Raw genomic sequence first — 22,294 nt, 5'->3', positions numbered from 1 at the left:
GCATGAACCAGCAGGCCGTCATCGACCTCGTGCTCCAGGCGCTCCTGGTGTCCGGCAAGCTCGCCGCCCCGGTGCTCATCACCTCGCTCGTCGTCGGCTTCGCGATCTCGCTGTTCCAGTCGGTGACGCAGATCCAGGAGGTCACGCTCTCGTTCGTGCCGAAGGCCGTCGCCGTCGCGATCGCCCTGGTGGTCTGCGGCAACTGGATGATCTCGGAGATGATCGCGTTCACGCACGTCGCCTTCGACATGATCCCGAAGCTGCTCGGGGCCGGTTGATGGAGCTCAGCATCGACGCCGACCGTCTGGAGGCGACCATGCTCGCCGGCGTCCGGCTCGTCGCGTTCTTCGTCATCGCGCCGCCGTTCTCGTACCGGGCGTTCCCCGGCACGGTCAAGGTGATCCTCGGGCTGGGGCTCGCCATCGGCGTCGCCCCGCGCGTCGCCGCCGGCTACGAGCAGCTCGACACGGGCCCGTTCCTGCTCGCCCTGCTCACCCAGCTCGTCGTCGGGCTGTCCCTCGGGTTCCTGGTGTTCCTGGTGTTCGCCGCCGTGCAGTCGGCGGGCGCGCTCATCGACCTGTTCGGCGGGTTCACGCTCGCGCAGGCGTTCGACCCGCAGTCCCAGGTCAACGGCGCCCAGTTCACCCGCCTGTTCCAGATGACCGCGCTCGCGCTGCTCTTCACCTCGGGCGGCTACCAGCTCATCGTCGGTGGTCTGGTGCGGTCCTTCGACGCCGTGCCGCTCACCGGCGCCTTCGCCGTGGACGGGCTCGCGTCGATGCTCGTGACCGCGATGTCGCAGATGTTCCTCGCCACCCTGCAGATCGCCGGTCCGCTCGTCGTCGTGCTGTTCCTGGCCGACGTCGGCCTCGGGCTGCTGACCCGCGTGGCACCGGCGCTCAACGCGTTCCAGATGGGCTTCCCGATCAAGATCGGCCTGACCGTCCTGTTCGCCGGCGCGCTCTTCATGGCCCTGCCCTCGGTGGTGTCGTCGCTGACCGGCGACGCCGTCGAGGCGATCACGGGACGGGGGTGACGACGTGTCCGACAGCGGAGAACGTTCCGAACAGGCAACCCAGCAGCGGATGCGCGAGGTCCACGAAAAGGGCCAGATCGGTCGCTCGCAGGACCTCGGCGCGTGGATCGGGATCGCCGTCGCGGCGCTCATGATCCCGGCGGCGATCGGCAACGCCGCGGCCGCCGGGCAGGACCAGCTGCTCGCCGTGCAGCGGGTCATCGAGGACCCCGAGCTCGGTGCCGTGCAGGCCCTGCTCGCCGACGCCCTCGGATCGATGGGTGCGACCCTCGGCCCGATGCTCGCGGTCGTCGCGGTCGCGGTGCTCGCCGCCGCCGTCACTCAGGGCGGGGTGCACTTCCGCAAGATGACGCCGCAGCCCGACCACTTCGATCCCGTCGCCGGGCTGAAGCGCGTGTTCGGCACCCAGGCGCTCTGGAACGGCGCGAAGGCGCTGCTCAAGACCGCCGTCGTCGGGCTCGTCCTCTGGTTCGCGGTGCAGGGGCTCATGCCGGTCCTGATGACGAGCGGCTCGCTGCCGCTGTCGGCCGTGCTCGAGGCCGCCGCCGCCGGGTCGGGCACCCTGCTGCGCGCCGCGATCGTCGCCGGGCTCGTCCTCGCAGCCCTCGACGTGTTCGTCATGATCCGCCGCAACCGGAAGCGCACGATGATGACCAAGCGCGAGGTCAAGGACGAGAACAAGCGGAGCGACGGCGACCCCTTGGTGAAGTCGCAGCGCCGCTCCCGTCAGCTCGCGATGAGCCGCAACCGGATGATCCAGGCCATCGGCACCGCGGACGTCGTGATGACGAACCCGACCCACTACGCCGTCGCGATCAAGTACGAGCCGGGAAAGTCCGCGCCCCGGGTGGTGGCGAAGGGGGCCGGACCGGTCGCCGACGTCATCCGTGCGCGTGCCGAAGAAGAGCGGGTGCCGATCGTCCGTGACGTCCCGCTCACCCGGGCGCTGCACGCCGCGTGCGAGCTCGGGCACGAGATCCCGGTCGACCTGTACACCCCGGTGGCCCGCGTCCTGTCCTTCGTGATGGCGCTCAAGGCCCGCGGCACCGCGGCCGGCACGCACGCGCCGCCGCGGCCGACCACCCAGGACGAGGTCGCGAGCGTCATCGACCCCGCCACCCTGACCGGCGACCTCCGCCCCCGCAAGCTCCGCACACCGCGCATCGCAGAGAACCAGACCGAAGGACTCCCCGCATGAACCGCAAGGACCTGCCGAAGCTCGTCGTCCCGGTGTTCATCGTCGGCATCATCCTGCTGCTGATCCTGCCGGTGCCGTCGTTCCTGCTCGACTTCCTGATCATCATCAACATCCTGCTGGCGCTGGTGATCCTGCTCACGACGCTGTTCGTGAAGAAGCCGCTCGACTTCTCGGTGTTCCCGTCCCTGCTGCTCGTCGCGACGCTGTTCCGGCTCGGCCTGAACGTCGCGTCCACCCGGCTGGTGCTCGGCGAGGGCTTCGCCGGCGACGTCATCCAGGCGTTCGGCCACGTCGCCGTCTCCGGGTCGATCATCATCGGCGCGGTCATCTTCCTGATCCTCATCGTCATCCAGTTCGTCGTGGTGACGAAGGGTGCCGAGCGCGTCGCCGAGGTCGGGGCACGCTTCACCCTCGACGCGATGCCGGGCAAGCAGATGGCGATCGACGCCGACCTGAACGCCGGGCTGATCACCGACCAGGAAGCCAAGGAGCGCCGCGCCGCGGTGTCCGCCGAGGCCGACTTCTACGGCGCGATGGACGGTGCGTCGAAGTTCGTCAAGGGCGACGCGATCGCCGGCATCCTGATCATCATCATCAACCTGATCGGCGGCATCGCCATTGGCATGCTGCAGAACGGACTGTCCGCCACCGACGCCCTGTCGAAGTACGGCATCCTCACGATCGGCGACGGCCTGGTCACGCAGATCCCGGCGCTGTTGATGGCGGTGTCGACGGGCATGATCGTCACCCGGTCCGGCGCGGAGTCCGAGATGGGTTCCTCGGCCGCGACCCAGCTGTCGCAGTCGCGGAACGCCCTGATGATCGCCGGTGTCGCCGCGATCGCGATGGGGTTCATCCCCGGCATGCCGATCCTGCCCTTCCTGCTCGTCGGCGCGACCCTGCTCTTCACGGGCTGGCGCATCGGCCGGAACGCCGCCCGGGCCGAGGCCGACGCCGCCCAGCAGCAGGCACTCGCGGCGGCGGCACCGACCGGCGACACCCCGGAGGACCTGCTCGAGCAGATGCGCGTGCACGCCCTCGAGATCCTGCTCGCCCCCGACCTGGTCGACATGGTGTCCGGCGCCTCCGACGACCTGCTCGGCCGGGTGCGAGCCCTCCGCCGCAAGATCGCGATCGACATGGGGATCGTCGTCCCGCCGGTGCGCACCCGCGACTCGATCGACCTGCCGCCGTCGACGTACGCCATCCGGATCGCCGGCGTCGAGGCCGGTCGGGGCACCGCGCCCGCCCGCAGCGTCCTGGCGCTCGGCGACCACCTGGACGGCCTGCCCGGCACCTCGACCGTCGAGCCGGTGTTCGGCCTGACCGGCAAGTGGGTGCCCGCCGAGCTCCGGCACGCCGCCGAGATGACCGGCGCGACCGTGATCGACCGGGTCTCCGTGCTCGTCACCCACCTGCAGGCGGTCATCGGCGACAACGCGGCACGCCTGCTCACCCGCGAGGACGTCAAGGTCCTGACCGAGGGCGTCAAGCAGGTCAACCCCGCGGCGGTCGAGGAACTCGTCCCCGGCATGCTCTCGATGGCCGAACTGCAGCGGGTGCTGCAGGGCCTGCTCGCCGAGCGCGTGCCGATCAACGACCTCGGCCGGATCTGCGAGGCCCTCACGCTCCGCGCCAAGGTGTCGACCGACCCCGAGGGGCTCGTCGAGTCCGCCCGTGCGGCCCTCGGCCCGGCCCTCGCCGCCCGGCACACCGACGCCGGCACCCTGCGCGTCATCATGATCGACCCGATGCTCGAGCAGTCGATGCTCGAGGGGCTCCGGCCGTCCGAGCAGGGCAGCCAGATCGTGCTCGACGCACACCGCATCGAGCAGGTCCTGGGCTCCGTCCGCGACGCCGTGCGCTCCGTGGAGGACCAGGGGCTCTCCGCCGTCCTGGTCTGCGCCCCGCAGCTCCGCCCGGCCGTGCACCGCATGGTCGCCGCCCAGTCGAACGGGCTCCCGGTGCTGTCGTACCAGGAGGCCACCGCCGCGGGCTCCACCATCGAGACCGTGGGAGTGGTCCGTGCCGCCGACCCGATTGCAGCGTAGCGGCGCCACGCTCGAGTCGGTCCGCGACGCGGTCCGGACCGAGTTCGGCGCGGGTGCGCGGATCGTCGCGGCCGAACGCGTGACCACGCCGGGCTTCGGCGGGCTGTTCCGCAAGGCGCACGTCGAGGCCACCGTCGAGGTGCCGGAACCGGGGGACCAGCCCACCGCCCGGGTGGTCATCGCCGACTCGCCCGTGCAGCGCGTCGGCATCGCCGCGCTGCTCGCCGACGCCGAGGCGGCCGAGGCCCGCATCGCCGGCACCGACGGCACCGCGACGACGCGGGCCGACGCCTTCGCGTCGGTGCTCGACGGATTCCAGGCGGACGGGATCACGCCGAGCGCCCCGCGCCCGACGCGCGCCCCGGGTGAGCCGGACGTGCCCACGGGGGTCGACCCGCGCCTCCAGGCCGCCGTCGACGCGCAGCCGGTGGCCGACGCGCAGGCGGTGGCCGTCGCGCAGCCGGTCGTCGAGACCCGGTCGGGAGGCCCGTCCCGCGTCCTCGGCTCGCCCTCGCTGGCAGCGGTGGCCCGGTCCACCGCCCCGGCCGTGCGGTCCGCTGACGGTGACCTGGTGCTCCTGGTCGGGCGGCCGAACGACGTCGACGCGGCCGCCGGGCTCTTCGCGGTGCGGCACGTGCTCCGGCCGACGGACGCCGCCGACCGCCGTGCGGCGATCCTGGCGCGGGCCGACGGTGTCCGCGACGGTCACGCCGTGCTCGCCGTCGCCGCGTGGGACGACCGGGCGACCGGCGACGCGCTGCAGGCCGACCAGGTGTGGGTCGTGGTCGACGTCGGGCGGAAGCCGGCGGACTCGGCCGCGATGGTGTCGGCGGTGGCCTCGAGGCTGCCCGTGGTCGGTGTCGTAGCCATCGGTGCGGGCGAGACCGCCACGCCCGAGTCGGTGGACCTGCTGGGGCTCCCCGTCGTGTCGCTAGGCTGAACGCGTGCTGGTACTCACGCGGAAGGTCGGCGAGCGGATCCTCGTCGGCGACGACATCGTCATCACGGTGCTCGACTCCCGGGGCGACGGCGTCCGGATCGGCATCGACGCCCCACGCGGCGTGAAGATCCAGCGCGAAGAGGTCGTGCGTGCGGTCGCCGAGGCGAACGCCGAGGCCGCCGCTGCCGGTGACGACGCCGAGGCGCAGCTGCGCGCGGCGCTCGGGGCCCGCGGCGGGGCTGCGCCGGAACCGACCGACTCCTAGCTCCCGACACGGCCACGCCCGTCACGGGCGCGGCCGCGTGTCCGTGACGGACGGGGCTGCACGTCCGTCACGGACGGGGCTTCTTCTCCTGTTCGGGCAGACGGCCGGCAGCAGCCTCGGCGGCGAACCAGGCACGTGCCTCGTCCTGTCGGGCCTGCTCGGCACCGAGCGCGATCGGCGCCCGGACGTGACCGGGCTCGTAGCCGAAGGTCTCGATCAACTGCGGCACGATGGGCCGGACCCGGGCGACGAGCCGGTCGATGTACGCCGACACCGCACGGGCACGCTGCGCCGACAGCCGGCCGTGCAGCAGGTACCAGTCCAGGTGCTGCTCGAGCAGGCCGAGTGCGAACAGGTCGCGCAGCCAGACGAGCACACGGCGGGTGTCGCCCTCGGTCACCTCGTCGAGCGCCTCGGTGAAGGCGTCCCACTGCATGAGCTCGGCGTGCGCCTTCGACGCCTCGATGAGCTCGTGCTGCGAGCGGTTCAGCAGTCGGGCGGCGCGTGCTCGGTCCTTGCCGGCCGACGCCAGGCGCATGCCGATCTCGGCGACCATGGTGTCGACCCGGCCGGCGAGCAGTTCGCGCTGCGTGCGGGGGTCCTGCAGGTCGGCGACGCTGGCGGCCAGCGAGCCGCGGTCGGCCACGGTCTGGCCGAGGCGACGGATGCCGGACGCGTCGGCCAGCTTCGACGCCGCGACGGCCGCCACGAACTTCGCGGTGGACGCCGGGTCCTTCGGGGCCCTCGCGCGGAACTCGGTGAGCAGGCGCTTGCCGACGAGCTGCAGCAGCACGGTGTTGTCGCCCTCGAACGTCACGTAGACGTCGAGGTCGGCGCGGAGCCCGGTCAGACGGTTCTCGGCGAGGAACCCGGCACCGCCGCACGACTCGCGGGCCTCCTGCAGGGTGTCGAGCGCCGACCAGGTCGACATCGACTTGAACGCCGCGGCCTGGGTCTCCAGGTCCTCCCGGCGCTCCGGGGTGTCCTCGCGCCCGCTGAAGACGTCGTCGAAGGTGCGCAGGAGCTTCTCGTGCGCGAACGACTGCGCGAACACCGTCGCCAGGCGCGGGATGAGACGGCGCTGGTGCCGGCCGTAGTCGAGCAGCACGCCCTCGGTGCCGTCACCGGTGGGGAACTGACGGCGCTGCATCGCGTAGGTCAGGGCGATCTGCAGCGCGATCTTCTGTGCGACGACCGCGGCGCCGTCGAGCGATACCCGGCCCTGCACCAGGGTGCCGAGCATCGTGAAGAACCGACGGCCGGGCGACGCGATCGGCGACGAGTAGGTGCCGTCCGCGGCGACGTCGCCGTAGCGGTTCAACAGGTTCGTGCGGGGGACCCGGACGTGGTCGAAGGCGAGCCGGCCGTTGTCGATGCCGTTCAGGCCGCCCTTGGGGCCGTCGTCCTCACCGCTCACGCCGGGCAGGAACGCCCCCTCGGCGTCGCGGAGCGGGACGTAGAACGCGTGCACGCCGTGGTCGACACCCGCGGTCACGAGCTTCGCGAACACGACGGCGGCGTGACCGTGCAGGGCCGCGTTGCCGATGTAGTCCTTCCACGCACCGCGGAACGGCGTGTGGATCTCGAACTCCTCGGTCGCGGGGTCGTACGTGGCCGTCGTGGCGATGCTCTGCACGTCCGAGCCGTGGCCGGTCTCGGTCATCGCGAAGCAGCCGGGGACCTCGAACGAGACGATGCCCGGCAGGAACTCGCGGTGGTTCGCCTCGGTTCCCAGGTGGTGCACGGCGGACCCGAACAGTCCCCACTGCACCCCGGCCTTGATCTGCATCGACGGGTCGGCGGTGACGAGCTCCTCGAACGCCGCCAGGTTGCCACCGTGGTTGCTCTGGCCGCCGAACTCGGCGGGGTAGGGGCGCTGGATGGCCCCGGCGTCGACCAGGGTCCGGAGCTGCTCGAGCACGCGTGCCCGGTGCTCGGGGATCGGCTGGCCCTCGATCTTCTGCATCGCGGGGTCGAGCGCGAGCCGTCGGGAGATCCGGCGGTCCTCGGCCCAGCGTCCGAGCAGGAGCTCCTGCACCAGCTCGACGTCGATGCGGACGTCGGTGTCCGTGCCGGCGGTCGGGGTGCCCGCTGCCGGGTCGCCGGCGGCGTCGGCGTTCGGCGCGGCGTGCTGCGCGTCGACGTCCGGCGCGGTGTCGCTGCCGCTGGCGGGGGTGGTGCGCTGGGCGGGTGCGGTGTCGACCATGGGCGGAGTCCTCCTGAACTGCGGTGTCCGTGTTGCACCGTCCACGCTAGACACCCGTGCCGACAGTGGCGGGAACGCCGTGCGCGCCGCACAACACCGTGTCGTCGATGCCGTCACGAGGTCGTGGGAACCCTCCAAAGACATGAGCGGTGTTCGACGATTGGGCGTGCCCACCCGGCCAGGGGCAGACTGGCCGCCATGTCACGTACCACCCCCGCGGACCGCGAAGGCCGTCCCGGACGCACCTTCTTCGGGCAACCGTTCGAGCTCTCGACACCGTTCGCCGTGGAGCTCTGGGAGCGGTTCTCGTTCTACGGCATGCAGGGCATTGTCCTCATCTACATGTACTACACGGTCACGCAGGGTGGCCTGGGGATCGACAAGGGCATCGCCGCCGGCATCATGGGTGCCTACGGCGGCGCGGTCTACCTGTTCACGATCATCGGGGCGTGGATCGCCGACCGGCTGATCGGTGCGGACCGGACCCTGTTCGGCAGCGCGATCGTCGTGATGCTCGGGCACATCGCCCTCGCGCTCGTCCCCGGGGTGGCCGGGGTCGGGGTCGGCCTCGTGCTCATCGCGCTCGGCTCCGGCGGGCTCAAGGCCACGGCCACCACGATCGTCGGCGGCCTCTACAGCCGCGAGGACCCGCGCCGCGACGCCGGCTTCTCGCTGTACTACCTCGGCGTGAACCTCGGGGCGTTCTTCGGACCGCTGCTCACCGGGCTGCTGCAGAGCTCGCTCGGCTTCCACTGGGGCTTCGGCCTCGCCGCCGTCGGGATGGCAGCTGGCCTGGTGCAGTACGCGATCCGTCGGAAGAAGCTGCCCGAGGTCGTCCGCCACGTGGCGAACCCGGTCGACCCCCGCCGTCTGCCGCTCATCGGTGCCGGCGTCGTCGTCGCGCTGGTCGTCATCGTCGTCGCCGTGCTGACCGGCCTGCTCAACGTCGGCAACCTGCCCACCGTCGTGGTGGCGGTCGTCGTGCTCGCCACCATCGGCTACTTCGTCGTGATCCTGTCGAGCGGCATCACCCGTGACGAGCGGTCGCGGGTCTTCGCGTTCATCCCGCTGTTCATCGGCAGCGCCGTGTTCTGGTCCCTGTACCAGCAGCAGTTCACCGTCGTGACGGTCTACTCCGACGAACGACTCGACCGTTCGCTGTTCGGCTGGGAGATGCCGGTGTCGTGGGTGCAGTCGATCAACCCGGTCTTCATCATCGTGCTGTCCGGCGTCTTCGCGGCGCTGTGGACCAAGCTCGGCGACCGCCAGCCGTCCACCCCGACGAAGTTCGCACTCGGCACCGGGATCATGGGGCTCGCGTTCCTGCTCTTCCTGCCGTTCACCGGCTCGGGCGAGAACGGCACGCCGCTGCTCGCGCTCGTCGGCATCCTGCTGGTGTTCACGCTCGCCGAGCTGCTGCTCTCGCCCGTCGGCCAGTCCGTCGCCACGAAGCTCGCGCCGCCGAAGTTCCAGACGCAGATGGTCGCGCTGTTCTTCCTGTCGGTGTCGCTCGGCACCGCCGTCACCGGGGTGCTGTCCCGCTACTACGACCCGGCGAACGAGGCTCCGTACTTCACGATCCTCGGCCTGGTCGCCGTCGTGGTGGGTGTGGTCCTGCTGCTCCTGGCCAAGCCGGTGCTGCGGCTCATGCGCGGCATCCGGTAACCTGAGCGGAGCCACACGCCGACGCAACCAAGGAGTCACCACCCATGCTCGAACTCATCGCAGGGATCATCATCGGCGTCGGCGTCCTCGGTGGCGTCGGGTGCTGCATGGCCGTCGCGGCCATGATGAAGAGCGGCTCCGAGGAGTACTGAGTCCCTGACCCGGACTACTCGCCGCTGTCGGTCGTGACCGGCACCAGCTGACGACTCAGGACGGTCGCGCGCTCGAAGGGGCCGCGGCCGTCCTTCGTGTACACGGGCTCCTCGAACGCAACGGTCCACGTGCGCTGTGTCCCGCCGATCTGACTCCCGCCGGGAGCCACGATCACCCCGATCGGCTCGTCGGCCCACTGCTCGCCACCCCGGTCGGTGTCGATGACCTGCACGAGGGCACCGATGCCGAGACCGGGAGCGTCGTCGGGGCGGGGACTGGGGGAGCGGCGGCGTCCGAACACGCCATCACCGTAGCGGCGCGTGGTCATGGAACGTCTGTGCGGCACCTGTCGACACGCTGACGGCCCGGCCGCCGGGTGGTCAGGACACCCCGCCGGGTGCGCGCCGAGCGGTCGCAGACCGTCGGCGGCGGCGCCGCCAGGCGACGGTTCGTGACCAGCGCGCGGAGGTGAGCGGGGTGTTGCGACCGGCGGGACGACGGCCGGGAGGCCCGTATCGGACCCGCACCGCGCCTCCAGGCCGCTGTCGGTCGTGTCCAGAGCGCGGGCCGGGTGGTCAGGACACCCCACCTGCAGCGCGTCGGGCGGTCACGAACTGTCGGCGGCGCCGCCGCCATCCGACGGTTCGTTACCCCTCGGCGAACCTGAGCGGGGTGTTGCGACCGGCGGGACGACGGCCGGGAGACTCGTACCGGGCCCGCACCGCGCCTCCAGGCCGCTGTCGGTCGTGTCCAGAGCGCGGGCCGGGTGGTCAGGACACCCCGCCTGCGGCGCGCCGAACGGTCACGAACTGTCGGCTGCGCGGCCTCCATCCGACGGTCCGTGACCCCTCGGCGAACCTGAGCGGGGTGCCTTGACCAGCCGACACGCGCGACCACCCGACACGCGCGACCACCCCGGCCCGTCAGACGGCGGCCGGCTCCACGCGGGCGATCTCGGTGATGGACGAGTGGCCCGACTCGGGGTGCTTGCGCATCGAGAGGAGCCGCTCCATCGACGGTTCGAGCGCCGTGACCTTGTCGAGCGGCGCGCTCACGACGAGCTGGAACCCGAGCCGGAGCCACGCGGTGACCGCCCGGCCGGCGAACTCCGAGTCCGCCTTGATGAACGCCTCGTCGAGGAACACCGGAGCGAACCGGGGCCGGGGACGGGTCTCGTCACCGAGCTGGTAGCGCAGCGCGGCACCGACGATGAACGCCACGAGCTCCTGCGTCTCACCACCGGACTTGTCGCCGAGCGACGAGTACACGCCGAGGTCGTTGCCGTCGGTGTCGTACCGGACGGCCGTGATCTCCATGTGCCGCCGGACGTCGAGCACGGCGTCGCGCTGGGTGGTGCGGCCCCGGGCGGCGTCCGGGTCGGGCCGGATGACCGCCATGAAGCGCCGGAGCCGTCGGAACCGGGTCTCGAGCACGTCGTCGGTCAACTCGGTGTCGACCGAGGCCGACAGGGCGCGGAGCTCGCGGCGGAAGGCGGTGACGTCCTCGCGGGTGACCCGGCGGATCTGGATCTTCAGGCGGTCCCGGTTCGCGCCGAACGGTAGCTCCCGCAGGATCTCGTTCACCGGCTCGAGGCGCTCCTCGATCTCGACGACGGCGCGGTCGAAGGCGCCGGCGAGCGGGACGAGGTCCTCGCCGCTCCACTGCGACAGGCGTCGACGCCACTCGCTCCGACGCGCGTGCAGGCCGGTCGCCACGATCTGGTCGAGGATCGCGTGGTAGTCCGGGTACGACGCGACGCCGGTGCCGAGGTTCGGGTCGGGCCAGGCGTCCTGGTACCGCTGGAACGTCAGCGTCAACGAGGTCGAGGCCGCCGCGGCACCGTCGAGGGCCTGCGAGAGCCGCTCCTCGAGCCGCCGCTTGAGCCGTCGTGTGGCGTCGTCGAACCCGTCGACGCCGTCCGGGGCACCGATCTCCTCGAAGGTCTCCTCGAGCAGGCGGGCCTGCTGGTCGTCGGGCAGCGAGCCGGGCGACGACTCGAAGCGCTCGAGGATCTCGGCGGCGGCGTCCTGGCCGTCGACGAGCACCGCGTGGCGCTCCTCGAGCCGCTGGACGGACAACCGTGCGGCCGAGCGACGGTCGGCCGCCTCGTCCAGGGACTTCCGCAGTCGCGCGACCGAGGCCCGGAGCGTCCGGAGCCCGTCGTCGGCGGCGAGCAGCGCCTGCCGTTCCTCGTCGAGCCGGGCGAGGGACGTCCCCGGCCCGTCGACGTCGATCGCGGTCCACGTGGCGTCGACCACGTGCTGATGTGCGGCGCGGAGCACGTCGAGCGCGGTGAGGTCCTGCGCGACGTCGGTGCGGCGGGCCTCGAGCGTCGCGAGGTCCTGCGCGATCGAGGCGAGCTCCTGCTCGACCGCGGCGACGCGGGCCTCGTTCGTGAAGCCGATGACGTTCGACTGGCGGCGGTCACCGTGTGCGCCACGACGGCCGTCGCGCAGCTGCCCGGACTCGGTGACCCGACGGCCACCACCGCCGAGGTCCGATGCCGAGGCGACGCAGCGGGCGTCGGTGCGGTCGGACTCGATCCGCTCGCGCACCCAGGTGCTGAACGGCGACGGCTTGATGGCGAGCTTGCCGGACACCATCGCCGGGTCGCCGTCGAGGTCCAGGTGCGGGCCGGTCGGCACACCCTCGAACTGCACGCGGACGGGCAGGCGCAGTGCGTCGATCGCCTCGCTGAAGTCGCCGAGGCGGTCCTGGTCGACGAGCAGCGTGCGGACGACGGGCGCCAGGACCGACTCGATGGCCGTGCGCCAGCGCTCCTCGCCGGGCAGCACGTCGAGCAGTTCCGCCACGAAGGGCAGTTCGGCCGGATCGATGCCGGCGGCGCGGGCCATCGCGAGCCGGGCCTCGTGCATCGGCAGCGGCATGGCCCCCTGCCGGTGCTCGAGCGACTGGCGCTCCTGCCGCAGGGACCGTTCGCGGTCGAGGAGCGGGTACTCCTCGCGGGTCAGGGCGTCGCGCCGCTCGTCGAGGGCGGTGCGCGCGTCGGTGTACGACCCGAGGAACTCGTGCGAGCTGCGCTGCGCGGCGGTGAAGTCGGCCTCGGTCGCGACGGACGTTCCGAGCACCGCGGTGCGGTCGTCGAACGTGGCGCGGGTGCGGACCACGGCGTCGCGCTCACGGGTGAGTCGTTCGATGCGGTCCTCGAGCTGGGCGAGCGCGTTGCCGCCCTGGTCGCGGAGCCGGGCCTCGGCGTCGCGCAGCTCGATCTCGACGGCGGCGTGCCGGGCCTCGGCCGCGGCGACCTCGGCGCGCGATGCCGTGCGCTCGCGGGCGTTGCGCGACACCTCGGCGTCGAGCAGATCACGCTTCCGCGAGGCCGTCCAGTGCGCGAACGGCGACACCTCGGCGCCGGTCGCGATGCCGTCCAGGGCCGCTGCGGCTTCGGTCGCGCGCGAGATCTCGTCGTGCAGGTCGGTGATGGGGGAGAGGATGCGGACCTTGCGCTCCTCGGTGTCCATCGCCTCGTACGCCTCGTCGAGGGCGGAGAAGTGCGCGAGGGCCCGGTCGGCCGCCTCGTACGTGCCGGGGGTCTCGAGCACGAGCGACTTGTACAGCGCGTCGACGGTCGGCAGGTGCTGACCGGCCTGGATCCGGGCGAGCAGGCGCATCGCGCGGTTGCCGCCGCCGGAGTCGCCGATGCCCAGCCGGGTCTGCAGCGTGTAGGCGAGCTCCTGGTAGGTGTCGCGGATGACGAGCCCCGGCACGCGGCCGGTCAACTCGAGGTGGTGGAACCGCGAGGGCACGAACTCCTCGAGCCGGCGCAGGTCGAAGGTGTCGTCGACCGTCGCCATGGTCATCTGGATGTCGCCGACCCCGCGGGCACGCTTCGGCACGATGTACGCACGCAGCACCGTGAAGCGCCGCTCGTCGTCGTTGCGGAACGTGACCGCCGCAGCGCCCCACGTGGTCTGGTCGTCGCCGCGCAGGTTCACGTCGCGCAGGCTGCCGGTCTCCGGGTCGCGCCGGGTGTCGACTTTGCCGCGCAGGTACGTGAGCAGGTTGCGCTGGTCGGCGCTGCGGGCGCGGCCGGTGGTGGCGTCGTTCGAGGCGCCGTTGAACGGCACGTCGGACGGCATCATCACGGCCAGGTAGGCGTCCATCAGCGTGGACTTGCCGGTTCCCGAGGCGCCGGAGATGAGCGTCGCCGTGCCGGACAGCTCGACCTGCCGGTGGCCGTGGAACCCACCCCAGTTGACGACCTGCATCGACTCGGCGCGCCACTGCGCGACCGTGTCGAAGAGCGCCGGGATCTCGAACGTGTCGGTCATTCGCTCGCCTCGTCCAGGTCGGTGTCGGTCACGGAGTCCGTCTCGTCGTCGTCCGGGAGGCCCGTGGCGGCTCCGTCGGTCGCCTCACCGCCCGGGGCGGTCGCCTCGTCCTGCGCGGTGGTGGTCCGCAACCACGCGTCCAGTTCGAGCAGCCGTTCCAGGGGGAGCAGCACCTCGACGACGCTCGCCACCCGGAAGCGGTCCGGGTCGGAGGTGCGGATCAGGATGCGCGCGGTCACGAGGCGCTCGATCGCCTTCGCCACCCGGCCCTCGTCGCGGGTGCGGTCGGTCGCGGTCGCCGGACGGAAGCCCGCCACGTGCCCCAGGATCTCGGACCGGTCGACGACGACCTGGTCCGGACCCGGTCGGGCGTCGGCGCGCAGGCGCATCCGCAGGTAGACGAGGACGATCGTCTCCTCGCGGGTGTAGGGCAGGTCGCGGAGCAGGGTCGGGAAGGTGCGGCGCTGGCTCTCCGACCGGGCCTGGCGCTTCCAGGCGACCTCGCGGTCACGGTCGACGTGCAGCTCGAGGAACAGGTCGTTCAGGCGGGACCGCAGCTGGTACTCGGCGTCGAGCACGGCACGCCACTCGTCGGGGTGCGTGCGGGAGCTGACGTACGAGTGCCGCAGCAGTGCCACCAGGGCGCGTCGCTGGTGCTCGTCGAGCCGGCCCTCGTCGCCCTCGAAGAGGGCGAAGCTGGACTCGTCACGCTCGTCGTCCTGCATCACCGATGCGGGGTCGTCGTAGGGGACCGTCTCGTCGACCGGTGTCGGCGTCGTGTCGCTCACCGTGCCTCCTGTGCGTTCTCGTGGTGTGCGTCGCCGACCGGAGTGCGCTCGTCGTCGAGCGCAGCGGTGGGCATGTGGAAGGTGATCGCGGTGCCGTCGGGCCGGACCGTGCGGTGCTCGGCGACGTGGGCGGCCGACTCGAAGTCGTCGCGCCCCGTCAGCAGGTGCGCGAGGCCGAAGAGCTCGACCGGTCGGCGCTGCTCGGGCGGCAACCCGTGGAACGCGTCGACGCTGGAGTCGGCCTCGGCGAAGCGGAGTGCCGCGCGCAGCTCGGTCAGGAGCGGCCCACCGTGCTTGCGGAGCATCTCGACGTCGAGGTCCTCGAAGACGTCGTCGTCGGGTTCCTCGATGGGCGGCGGCACCGACTCGGCGTCCGGGTCGTAGAAGCGCTCGCGCAGCGTGCCGACCTCGGCGGCCGCCGGCAGGAGCGGCAGCGGGATCCGATCGCGTGCACCGCCCTGGTCCATCAGGGTGGCGAGGCCGCGGTTGATCGAGCGGAGCACCGCGTCGAGCTCGCGGTCGCGCACCACGTCGTGGGCGACGATCTGGTCGCGGAGCGTGGCGGTGAGCTGACGGCGCTGGGCCAGGACGTCCTCGATGCCCTGGCGCAGGATCGTCACCGTGTTGCGGAAGGCCCGACGCTCGCCGGCTCCGAGGCCCTGCGCGAACGGGTGCGCCAGGATCGTGGCGATGTCGTCACGGAGCCGCAGGAGGAGGGCGTCGTCGCGGAGGAGCTCGAAGGCGCCCTCGAAGGCGCGGCCCTCGGGCGTCGCTTCCATCAGGTTGTCCGTGCGCGCCAGGTAGTCGTCGAGGATCTCGCCGATGGGGCGGACCTCCTGCCGGAAGTCCTCGACGATCGAGCGGTGCATCGTCGCGACCGCTTCTTCCACCCGCTTGAAGTCGCTCGGCAGCTGCCGGATCAGGTCGGAGATGTTCGTGTACCCGTCCCGCATCCGGTCGTCGTCGACGGCCACGACGTCGTCGCCGTGCTCCAGGCGCTCGCGTTCGGCCTGCAGCTCGGCGATCTGGGCGTCGATCCGGCGGATCTGCACGTCGGGGTCGGGTTCGGCGCGGGCCGCCCACCGGTGCACCGCGTCCACGATCATCGCCAGCCGGCTCTCGCTGATCAGGGCGCGGTCGGCCGACAGGGCATCGACGAGCGAGAGCGCCTCGAGCGCGTGGCTGGTCAGGGAGTACTGCTCGTCGCCGTCGGGGGAGTTCGAGCGGACGAGCCACTGGGCGCCGACCCACTCGCGGCACAGCGCGCGGCCGTTCGGTCGGGCTTCCTGCTCACCCTCGGCCTGCTCGCGGGCCGCCGGCACTGCCGGGTCGCTGGCGGGCACGCGGGCACCCGCCGCCTGCAGGCGCGCGACGTGCTCCTCGACCTGCAGGTGCATGCGGTCGGCGGGCACGTACTGCACGTCGCGGTCGAAGACCGTGCGGAACACGGCGAGGACCGTGGCGCTGGTCGGCCGGGACATGAGCCGCAGGGTCGGACGGTCGAGGACCGCTCGGACCCGGGCGAACTCGAGGTCGACGTCGGTCATGCGCCCCTTCGTCCGATCGTGCTGGTGGTGAGGCCCGCGTGCTGGGGCCTGATGAGATGACAAGAGCCCGACGCTGCTGCGTCGGGCTCTTGTCGGTGGTGTTCGTGTTGCTACGTGGGCGATACCAGACTCGAACTGATGACCTCTTCGGTGTGAACGAAGCGCGCTACCAACTGCGCCAATCGCCCCCTGCACTGTTCGTGCGGATCGATACTAGCGGAAGTCCGGCGGTGCATCGAACACATCGCGCGGCCCGGGTGTGGCGCGCTCGCCCCAGGGGGCGTCGAACCGCCCCGATCCGCATGAACTCGGGGGACACGCCCGGTGAACGGGGAGGATTTTGGTGGAACTGCCCCGGTGCGTATAGAGTTTACGTCGTCGCCGCGACAGCGGAACGACAAGTGCGGATGTGGCGCAGTGGTAGCGCATCACCTTGCCAAGGTGAGGGTCGCGAGTTCGAATCTCGTCATCCGCTCGAGTGTGGGTCTTTTCGAAGGCCCGCGACTCACCAGAGGGTATCCCACCGTTCGGGTACTCACGGAGACGTGAACCTCGATGGTGGGGTGGCCGAGAGGCTAGGCAGCGGCCTGCAAAGCCGTCCACGCGGGTTCGAATCCCGTCCCCACCTCCAGATCCACCCTCCAAGACCTTGATGGACTCCGGTCCACGCAGGGACTTGGGCGATTGGCGCAGCGGTAGCGCGCTTCCCTGACACGGAAGAGGTCACTGGTTCGATCCCAGTATCGCCCACCACCACGAAGCCCCCGGCAGGACCACCAGGTCCGGTCGGGGGTTTCGTCGTTCGTGGATCGTGCCAGCGGCTGTGGGCTAGCGTGGGGATGCTCGGAGCCGAGCAGGCTGTTGGGAGAACGACCACCGCATGACCGTGATGATGCTGCAGCAGGACACCGTCGACTTCGACGCGGTGAGTGAAGTACTCGGAGCGATGTACCCGAAGGTGCGCCTCGAGCCGCCGCGTGGCCGGGTGCGGTTCCGCGCGGACATCCGCGGCGACGACCGACTGAGCATCGCGCGCCTCTCGATGGGCTTCCACGCGCAGGTGACCGTCGAGCCGGCGGGGGTCTTCACCTCGGCCACCCGACTCGGCGGCGGACTCCGGACCGAGCACGGTGACGGCGGAGAGGTCGGCGGCGTGCTCTTCGGTCAGGAGGAGACCGTCGCCGAGTACGACGGTTCGGAGCTGCTCGTCGTCAACATGCCGGAGTCCTCGCTCGTACAGCACGCCGTCCGTGCCGAGGGAGCCGACACCGGCGTCCTCCGGCTCCACGGCCACCGGCCGATCCCGGAACGTGCCGACGTCTGGGCACAGGCGGTCTCCCACGTCCACCAGAACGTCGTCCGGGTGGAATCCGCGTTCCGGAACGAGCTGGTCCGCACCGCCGCGTTCGACTACCTGCTCAGCGTCGCGACCTGGGCACTGCCGTTCGAGACCGTCACGCGGGTCTTGGCCGGCACCGGGGCGGGGGCGGCGACGGTCCGGCGGGCCGCCGCGTACATGGACTCGCACCTGAGCGACCCGATCACCCTCGAGGACGTGGCGGCGGCGGCACGGGTGTCTTCCCGCGGACTCCAGTCGACCTTCCGTCGGCAACTCGACATGACGCCGATGACCTACCTGCGCCGCGCCCGGCTCGCCGAGGCGCACCGGGAACTCCTCGACGATGAGTCGAAGCTGATCAAGGACGTCGCGGCGAAGTGGGGGTTCAGCAACCAGGGACGGTTCAGCCGCCTTCGACGTGAGATGTACGGCACGGACGGTCACCGGACGCACTGACCAGGTCGGTCGTCGGCGGCGCACGCACCGACCGTCGCTGGCGGTCTGGCCCGCCGTCCGCAAGGGTGGTCACGTGACCGCCCCGTCGACGACCACGCCCCCTCGGCTCGCTCCGCTGTACGCCGCGGGGTTCGTCACCGCCTTCGGGGCGAACGGCATCGCGGCGGCGGTCGGCGGCGAGCACCTCGAACTCGGTCTGACGCTCGCGTGGCTGGGGCTCTTCCTGGCGCTGTACGACGTCGCCGAACTCGTCCTCAAGCCGGTCTTCGGCGCACTGTCCGACCGCATCGGCCCGCGACCGGTGATCGTCGGCGGACTGGTCGTGTTCGCGGCGGCCTCGCTCGTCGGCGTGTTCGGAACCGGACCGTTCTGGCTCGGGCTCGCCCGCCTGCTGCAGGGTGCCGGCGCCTCAGCGTTCTCGCCGGCGTCGTCCGCCGCGGTCGCCCGCCTCGTGCCGGCGCACCGTCGCGGGACGTACTTCGGTCGGTACGGCTCGTGGAAGGGTCTCGGCTACGCCGGGGGACCGGTCATCGGTGCACTCGTGGTGCAGTTCGGCAGCACGCAGTGGCTCTTCGGGATCCTGGTCGTGATGGCTCTCGTGACGGCGGTCGCGGTGCTCGTCGCCGTCGAGCCGATCGTGCCCCTGCCCCGGCAGCGGGCCACGCTCGCCGTCATGGTCCGCGCGGCCACCGACCGCCAGTTCCTGATCCCGGTCGTCGTGCTGGCCGTGGGCAGTGCGGCGATCGGCGCACTCACCGGCATGCTCCCGGCGCTCGGCACCCAGGTCGGTACCCCGCTCCTGGTGTCGACGCTCGCGGTCGCCGTCCTCGCGGTGACCTCGTCGCTCGTGCAGCCGGTCGCCGGTCGACTGCACGACGCCGGGCGCCTCGGTACCGGAGTGGCAGGTGTGGCCGGGACAGCCGCGGTCGCTGCTGCCTTCCTGGTCGTCGCCGTCGCGCCGTCCGCGGTGGCGGTCTTCATCGCGGCGCTGCTCGCCGGGGCCGGTGTCGCGACGTTGACGCCGGTCGCGTTCGCGCACCTCGCCGGGACGACTCCGCCGGACCGGCTCGGGCGGACCATGGGCTCTGCGGAGCTCGGGCGCGAGACCGGGGACGCCGTCGGCCCGCTCGTCGTCGGCGGTGTCGGCAGCGCGATCGCGCTGCCCTTCGGGTTCGCAGCGTTCGCGGTCGTGGCGCTGGTCGGGACGCTCGTGGCATCGCGGTTGCCGTCGACGGCCGCTGCTCGGCAGGACACGTAGCCCACCGGAATCAGTGGCCCGTTTCGGCCTCGAGCGCTTCCTCGAGTCGTCGGAGTGCCGTCGGTCCGACTCCGTGCAGGCGCGAGAGTTCGTCGACACCCACCCGGCGGACGTCGGCGAGCGTGTGCACCCCGGCGCCATGGAGCGCCCTCGTCGCCGGTGCTCCGATGCGCGGGAGATCGGTTGCGTCCATACGCCAACCGTACGTGTCGGCGGTAGCGTGGCAAACGGACGACCACGCAGGTCGGGACCGACGAGGGGGCACCATGAGGATCCTGAGCACCGTGGCACGAGGACTGGGCTGGTTGCTCACGACGGTCGCGAAGACGATGGGCGGGATGCGGGGCGCGAAGCCGTTCACGGATTCGCATGCGGCGCAGGTCCCACCACGTCGTGAGGACTACCGCCCCTAGGCGGCGAGACCGCGGTTCCGCGCCGTCACCGTAGGATCGTCGAGCCGCATCCGGCGGAACGACGGGGGAGCACCTGATGGAACAGCAGACCGCACAGCGCACACGACCGCGGGTCGTCACGATCGCCGTGGCGCTCTGGTGGGCGTCCGTCATCATCCGCCTCGTGGCCGCAGCGCCCGGCATCGCCGTTTCCCTGCGCGAAGCCGGTGGCGCGATCATCGGGGCTTCGATCGGACTGCTCTTCGTCCTCGCCTGGTCGGCGCTGTTCGTGTGGCTGGCGACGCGGATGGGACGAGGCTCCGGGAACGCGCGACTCTGGCTCGCGATCATCGCCGGGCTGACTGCCTGCAGCGCAGTGTTCACCATCGCCACGGACGGCGCGGACTGGGGCCTCGTCGATGCCGTGTGCATCGTCGTCGCAGCGGTGCTCAGCTACCTGCCCAGCGCTCGACCGTTCTTCCCGCTCGAGGAGCGACGCCCGCGAGCAGTGGAACCCCGCACCATCGGCTGGGACCCGACGACGGGCGAACGCATCGTCGAGACGCCCCCGTCGGGCGACCGCGCGCACTGAAGCGAACCCCGGGGAACAGCCGGAGAACGCGCGTTCCCCATTGTGGGGGTACCGCCGGACACAGCCGGATGGTTGCATTCAGAGGTCGGCATCCTCCGGGTGCCGAGCAGCCACGGACCGTCTTGTGTCGCAGTGAAGGTGGTCGCCGCTGGTTACGGCGACCGCGAGGTGCCGTCGAGTCGATTCGGGTTCGACACGGCGGCGCCTCCCACACACGCCGGGGGACCGTCCGACCAGGAAGCAGCACCATGCGATCGCTCGTCTACACCAGCACCCAGACCCGTCCGATCACGGATTCGGAACTCGCCCAGATCCTGGCGGTCGGTCGCGAGAAGAACACCCGGCTCGGCGTCACCGGCATGCTCGCGCACCGCGACGACAACTGCATCGGGATCATCGAGGGCGAGGACGACGTCGTCCGGGAGCGCTTCGACCAGGTCCGGGCCGACCCGAGGCACACGAACGTCCGGGTGCTGCTCGACGAGCCGATCACCCGGCGCTCGTTCCCGGACTGGTCGATGGCGTTCCAGTCCCTCGACCCCCTGATGCACGACGTTCCGGGGTTCAGCGACCTGTTCAGCCCGGCTCTCCCGACTGATCCGGCGTTCGGGGCCTCCCGCGCTCGCGCACTCCTGGACTGGTTCCGGAAGCACCCGCTGGCACCGCTGACGAACCAGAACGCCGCCGACGAAGCGGTGCCGCGTACGCGGGCGGTCAACGGTGCGATCGCGGTCATCCACGACGGGGGACTGTCACGCTTCTCACTCGAGGGCGTCGCGTCCCGGGCGGGGATGCGGCAGGCCGAGATCCTCGAGCTCTTCCCCTCGGAACACGCACTGCTGGCCGCCGCGGTGATGCGGTGGACCCGTGCGGTGTCGGCACCGCTGCTGCCCCTCGCCGGCGAGAAGGGCACGGTGGCGTTCCTGCACGCGCTGCTCTCCGCCCACGCCGAGGACCCGTCCCTCATGCGGCTCATCGCCGCGACGCTCGCCATCTCGACCGACCCGTCGACGGACGGCGCCGACTACTACCGGTCCGCGTACCTGCAGTTCCGCGAGACCGTCCGCACCGCGCTGCAGGAGGACGTCCGCGCCGGTCGCGAACCGGCGACGATGGACCCGATCCGCGGGGCGCAGCAGCTGCTCGCCCTCTACGACGGCATCCGCCTGCAGGCGCTCCTGACGCCGGACACCGACGTCGTCGACGCGTTCGACCGCGCCGCTGCACGGATGCGCCGCGGCTGGTCGGAGCAGTACGAGGAGACCACCGTGTGGGACATCTCGGCGCCGGCCGTGGGCTGACGCTTCAGCGAACCAGGCGGACGGTCCGCGGGACGGGCCCGAACGCCGACTCGGCACCGTCGGGTGCGAACCCGTGGCCGGAGCAGCGTCGAGACGTCATCACCGTTCCCCGCACGGTCAGGGTAGCGATCGACGGCCGGTGCTCAGAGTCGAGGTCGAGGGACGCCGAGGATACCTCCGCGCTCCGGTGATCGAGGCTCACGCCGGTGGCCGCACCGCCCCGTGGACGTAGTGGACGAGGGCACTCCGCCGCCGATCGTGTTCGGCGGGCGGGTCCTCGGCAGTCGCGACCACGGTGATGGAGCCCTGGGCCCAGGTCGCCGCACTGGCGATGAGCAGTGCCCAGAGGTCAACCGGCTCGAGGTCGTCGCGCACCCGTCCGGCGCGCTGTTCGGCCGCGATCTCGCGCAGGTGCTGCTCGTCGTGCTCCTCGAACCCCGGGTACAGGTACCCGGCGCCGTCCTGCTCGAGGCGCTTCCACATGAGCAGTCGCACGAGCGCCGGGTCGGCCAGGTAGTCGTCGTACAACCGTGCCGCGTACCCGGGCAGGTCGGCGGCGTCGAACGGCACGCGGTCGCCGTTGCCGAGGACGTGGGCGCGGAAGACGGCGTCGAAGAGCGTGCTCTTGCCGCCGAAGTACGTGTAGATCATCGGCTTGCTCATGCCGGAACGCTCGGCGATGCGGTCTACCCGGGCGCCCGCGATGCCGTGCGCCGCGAACTCCGTGGTCGCCGCGTCGAGGATGCGGGCGCGGGTGTCGTCTGCGGTGCTCACGCCACCGATCCTACGTGGCTACCAACTAGTAGGTAGTATCG

General features: G+C 71.6%; 19 protein-coding genes and 4 tRNA genes. 15 read left to right on the top strand and 8 right to left on the bottom strand.

The window, feature by feature from the left end; translation table 11 throughout:
• Positions 1-2: 2 nt before the first annotated feature.
• From DEJ27_RS09970 to csrA, 6 genes are read left to right on the top strand one after another with little or no spacing between them, the layout of a single operon-like run.
• On the top strand, positions 3-278 hold the full coding sequence (locus DEJ27_RS09970; RefSeq protein ID WP_027465541.1) for a flagellar biosynthetic protein FliQ: 276 nt from the start codon (positions 3-5) through the stop codon (positions 276-278).
• Positions 278-1,036, top strand: coding sequence for a flagellar biosynthetic protein FliR (locus DEJ27_RS09965; protein ID WP_111090855.1), 759 nt, complete (start codon positions 278-280; stop codon positions 1,034-1,036). Before DEJ27_RS09970 ends, DEJ27_RS09965 begins: the two co-directional genes overlap by 1 nt.
• A gap of 4 nt (positions 1,037-1,040) precedes the next feature.
• Positions 1,041-2,234 carry a flagellar biosynthesis protein FlhB gene (locus DEJ27_RS09960; RefSeq protein ID WP_111090854.1) on the top strand — a complete coding sequence of 398 codons (1,194 nt, stop codon included), beginning with the start codon at positions 1,041-1,043 and terminating at the stop codon, positions 2,232-2,234.
• On the top strand, positions 2,231-4,285 hold the full coding sequence (locus DEJ27_RS09955; RefSeq protein ID WP_027465543.1) for a flagellar biosynthesis protein FlhA: 2,055 nt from the start codon (positions 2,231-2,233) through the stop codon (positions 4,283-4,285). Before DEJ27_RS09960 ends, DEJ27_RS09955 begins: the two co-directional genes overlap by 4 nt.
• The gene (locus DEJ27_RS09950; RefSeq protein ID WP_111090853.1) at positions 4,260-5,225 is read left to right on the top strand and encodes a hypothetical protein; all 966 of its coding nucleotides are present in this window, start codon (positions 4,260-4,262) and stop codon (positions 5,223-5,225) included. Before DEJ27_RS09955 ends, DEJ27_RS09950 begins: the two co-directional genes overlap by 26 nt.
• A gap of 4 nt (positions 5,226-5,229) precedes the next feature.
• Complete coding sequence (gene csrA, locus DEJ27_RS09945; protein WP_111090852.1) at positions 5,230-5,490, top strand: carbon storage regulator CsrA; 261 nt, start codon at positions 5,230-5,232, stop codon at positions 5,488-5,490.
• Between the two features lie 67 nt (positions 5,491-5,557).
• Here csrA and DEJ27_RS09940 read toward each other — a convergent pair whose 3' ends face one another.
• Complete coding sequence (locus DEJ27_RS09940; RefSeq protein ID WP_111090851.1) at positions 5,558-7,696, bottom strand: acyl-CoA dehydrogenase; 2,139 nt, start codon at positions 7,694-7,696, stop codon at positions 5,558-5,560.
• 198 nt (positions 7,697-7,894) lie between these two features.
• On the opposite strand from DEJ27_RS09940, the gene DEJ27_RS09935 reads away from it, so the two are divergent.
• Positions 7,895-9,361 (top strand): peptide MFS transporter, encoded by a 1,467-nt coding sequence (locus DEJ27_RS09935; RefSeq protein ID WP_181430132.1) that lies wholly within the window; start codon positions 7,895-7,897, stop codon positions 9,359-9,361.
• A 166-nt stretch (positions 9,362-9,527) separates the two neighbouring features.
• Here the strand turns inward: DEJ27_RS09935 and DEJ27_RS09930 are convergent, their stop codons facing one another.
• The 5 genes from DEJ27_RS09930 to DEJ27_RS09910 all read right to left on the bottom strand — a co-directional run bounded on the left by DEJ27_RS09930 (position 9,528) and on the right by DEJ27_RS09910 (position 16,329).
• The gene (locus DEJ27_RS09930) at positions 9,528-9,842 is read right to left on the bottom strand and encodes a hypothetical protein (RefSeq protein WP_051596716.1); all 315 of its coding nucleotides are present in this window, start codon (positions 9,840-9,842) and stop codon (positions 9,528-9,530) included.
• Between the two features lie 595 nt (positions 9,843-10,437).
• Positions 10,438-13,806 carry an ATP-binding protein gene (locus DEJ27_RS09925; protein WP_110859892.1) on the bottom strand — a complete coding sequence of 1,123 codons (3,369 nt, stop codon included), beginning with the start codon at positions 13,804-13,806 and terminating at the stop codon, positions 10,438-10,440.
• Complete coding sequence (locus DEJ27_RS09920) at positions 13,803-14,594, bottom strand: DUF4194 domain-containing protein (protein WP_110859894.1); 792 nt, start codon at positions 14,592-14,594, stop codon at positions 13,803-13,805. The genes DEJ27_RS09925 and DEJ27_RS09920 overlap by 4 nt, the downstream gene beginning before the upstream one ends.
• Positions 14,591-16,141, bottom strand: a complete 1,551-nt coding sequence (locus DEJ27_RS09915) for a DUF3375 family protein (RefSeq protein ID WP_110859896.1) — start codon at positions 16,139-16,141, stop codon at positions 14,591-14,593. Before DEJ27_RS09915 ends, DEJ27_RS09920 begins: the two co-directional genes overlap by 4 nt.
• A 115-nt stretch (positions 16,142-16,256) precedes the next feature.
• A tRNA-Val gene (locus DEJ27_RS09910) sits at positions 16,257-16,329 on the bottom strand.
• A 215-nt stretch (positions 16,330-16,544) separates the two neighbouring features.
• Between DEJ27_RS09910 and DEJ27_RS09905 the strand changes: the two genes are divergently transcribed.
• The 5 genes from DEJ27_RS09905 (at position 16,545) to DEJ27_RS09885 (ending at position 19,194) form a co-directional block, all read left to right on the top strand.
• Positions 16,545-16,616: transfer RNA gene (locus DEJ27_RS09905), tRNA-Gly, on the top strand.
• A gap of 82 nt (positions 16,617-16,698) precedes the next feature.
• Positions 16,699-16,772, top strand: a tRNA-Cys gene (locus tag DEJ27_RS09900).
• Positions 16,773-16,819: 47 nt separating this feature from the next.
• A tRNA-Val gene (locus DEJ27_RS09895) sits at positions 16,820-16,894 on the top strand.
• A 127-nt stretch (positions 16,895-17,021) separates the two neighbouring features.
• Positions 17,022-17,936, top strand: a complete 915-nt coding sequence (locus tag DEJ27_RS09890) for a helix-turn-helix transcriptional regulator (protein WP_111090850.1) — start codon at positions 17,022-17,024, stop codon at positions 17,934-17,936.
• 73 nt (positions 17,937-18,009) lie between these two features.
• Entirely contained in the window at positions 18,010-19,194 is a 1,185-nt protein-coding gene (locus tag DEJ27_RS09885) for an MFS transporter (protein ID WP_258369855.1), read from the top strand.
• 10 nt (positions 19,195-19,204) lie between these two features.
• Here DEJ27_RS09885 and DEJ27_RS09880 read toward each other — a convergent pair whose 3' ends face one another.
• The gene (locus tag DEJ27_RS09880) at positions 19,205-19,387 is read right to left on the bottom strand and encodes a helix-hairpin-helix domain-containing protein (protein WP_220032934.1); all 183 of its coding nucleotides are present in this window, start codon (positions 19,385-19,387) and stop codon (positions 19,205-19,207) included.
• A gap of 73 nt (positions 19,388-19,460) precedes the next feature.
• On the opposite strand from DEJ27_RS09880, the gene DEJ27_RS17750 reads away from it, so the two are divergent.
• The 3 genes from DEJ27_RS17750 to DEJ27_RS09870 all read left to right on the top strand — a co-directional run bounded on the left by DEJ27_RS17750 (position 19,461) and on the right by DEJ27_RS09870 (position 21,479).
• Entirely contained in the window at positions 19,461-19,607 is a 147-nt protein-coding gene (locus DEJ27_RS17750) for a hypothetical protein (protein ID WP_173033777.1), read from the top strand.
• A gap of 76 nt (positions 19,608-19,683) precedes the next feature.
• Positions 19,684-20,178 (top strand): hypothetical protein, encoded by a 495-nt coding sequence (locus tag DEJ27_RS09875; RefSeq protein WP_110859900.1) that lies wholly within the window; start codon positions 19,684-19,686, stop codon positions 20,176-20,178.
• A gap of 248 nt (positions 20,179-20,426) precedes the next feature.
• A complete protein-coding gene (locus DEJ27_RS09870; protein ID WP_181420039.1) occupies positions 20,427-21,479 on the top strand; it encodes a BLUF domain-containing protein in 1,053 nt (350 codons plus the stop codon).
• A gap of 198 nt (positions 21,480-21,677) precedes the next feature.
• On the opposite strand, the gene DEJ27_RS09860 is transcribed toward DEJ27_RS09870, so the two are convergent.
• Complete coding sequence (locus DEJ27_RS09860; protein ID WP_110859907.1) at positions 21,678-22,253, bottom strand: TetR family transcriptional regulator; 576 nt, start codon at positions 22,251-22,253, stop codon at positions 21,678-21,680.
• Between the last annotated feature and the right edge of the window lie 41 nt (positions 22,254-22,294).

It is taken from the genome of Curtobacterium sp. MCPF17_018 (genome assembly GCF_003234135.1).
GTDB classification, from domain to species: domain Bacteria; phylum Actinomycetota; class Actinomycetes; order Actinomycetales; family Microbacteriaceae; genus Curtobacterium; species Curtobacterium flaccumfaciens.
This window is presented reverse-complemented; position numbering and strand designations above follow the sequence as displayed.

Excerpts from the sequence above, each read along its gene's own strand:
- DEJ27_RS09970 (WP_027465541.1), top strand. The coding sequence starts at position 3 with ATGAACCAGCAGGCCGTCATCGACCTCGTGCTCCAGGCGCTCCTGGTG.
- DEJ27_RS09965 (WP_111090855.1), top strand. The coding sequence starts at position 278 with ATGGAGCTCAGCATCGACGCCGACCGTCTGGAGGCGACCATGCTCGCC.
- DEJ27_RS09955 (WP_027465543.1), top strand. The coding sequence starts at position 2,231 with ATGAACCGCAAGGACCTGCCGAAGCTCGTCGTCCCGGTGTTCATCGTC.
- DEJ27_RS09940 (WP_111090851.1), bottom strand. The coding sequence starts at position 7,696 with ATGGTCGACACCGCACCCGCCCAGCGCACCACCCCCGCCAGCGGCAGC.
- DEJ27_RS09935 (WP_181430132.1), top strand. The coding sequence starts at position 7,895 with ATGTCACGTACCACCCCCGCGGACCGCGAAGGCCGTCCCGGACGCACC.
- DEJ27_RS09930 (WP_051596716.1), bottom strand. The coding sequence starts at position 9,842 with ATGACCACGCGCCGCTACGGTGATGGCGTGTTCGGACGCCGCCGCTCC.
- DEJ27_RS09925 (WP_110859892.1), bottom strand. The coding sequence starts at position 13,806 with ATGACCGACACGTTCGAGATCCCGGCGCTCTTCGACACGGTCGCGCAG.
- DEJ27_RS09915 (WP_110859896.1), bottom strand. The coding sequence starts at position 16,141 with ATGACCGACGTCGACCTCGAGTTCGCCCGGGTCCGAGCGGTCCTCGAC.
- DEJ27_RS09890 (WP_111090850.1), top strand. The coding sequence starts at position 17,022 with ATGACCGTGATGATGCTGCAGCAGGACACCGTCGACTTCGACGCGGTG.
- DEJ27_RS09880 (WP_220032934.1), bottom strand. The coding sequence starts at position 19,387 with ATGGACGCAACCGATCTCCCGCGCATCGGAGCACCGGCGACGAGGGCG.
- DEJ27_RS17750 (WP_173033777.1), top strand. The coding sequence starts at position 19,461 with ATGAGGATCCTGAGCACCGTGGCACGAGGACTGGGCTGGTTGCTCACG.
- DEJ27_RS09875 (WP_110859900.1), top strand. The coding sequence starts at position 19,684 with ATGGAACAGCAGACCGCACAGCGCACACGACCGCGGGTCGTCACGATC.
- DEJ27_RS09870 (WP_181420039.1), top strand. The coding sequence starts at position 20,427 with ATGCGATCGCTCGTCTACACCAGCACCCAGACCCGTCCGATCACGGAT.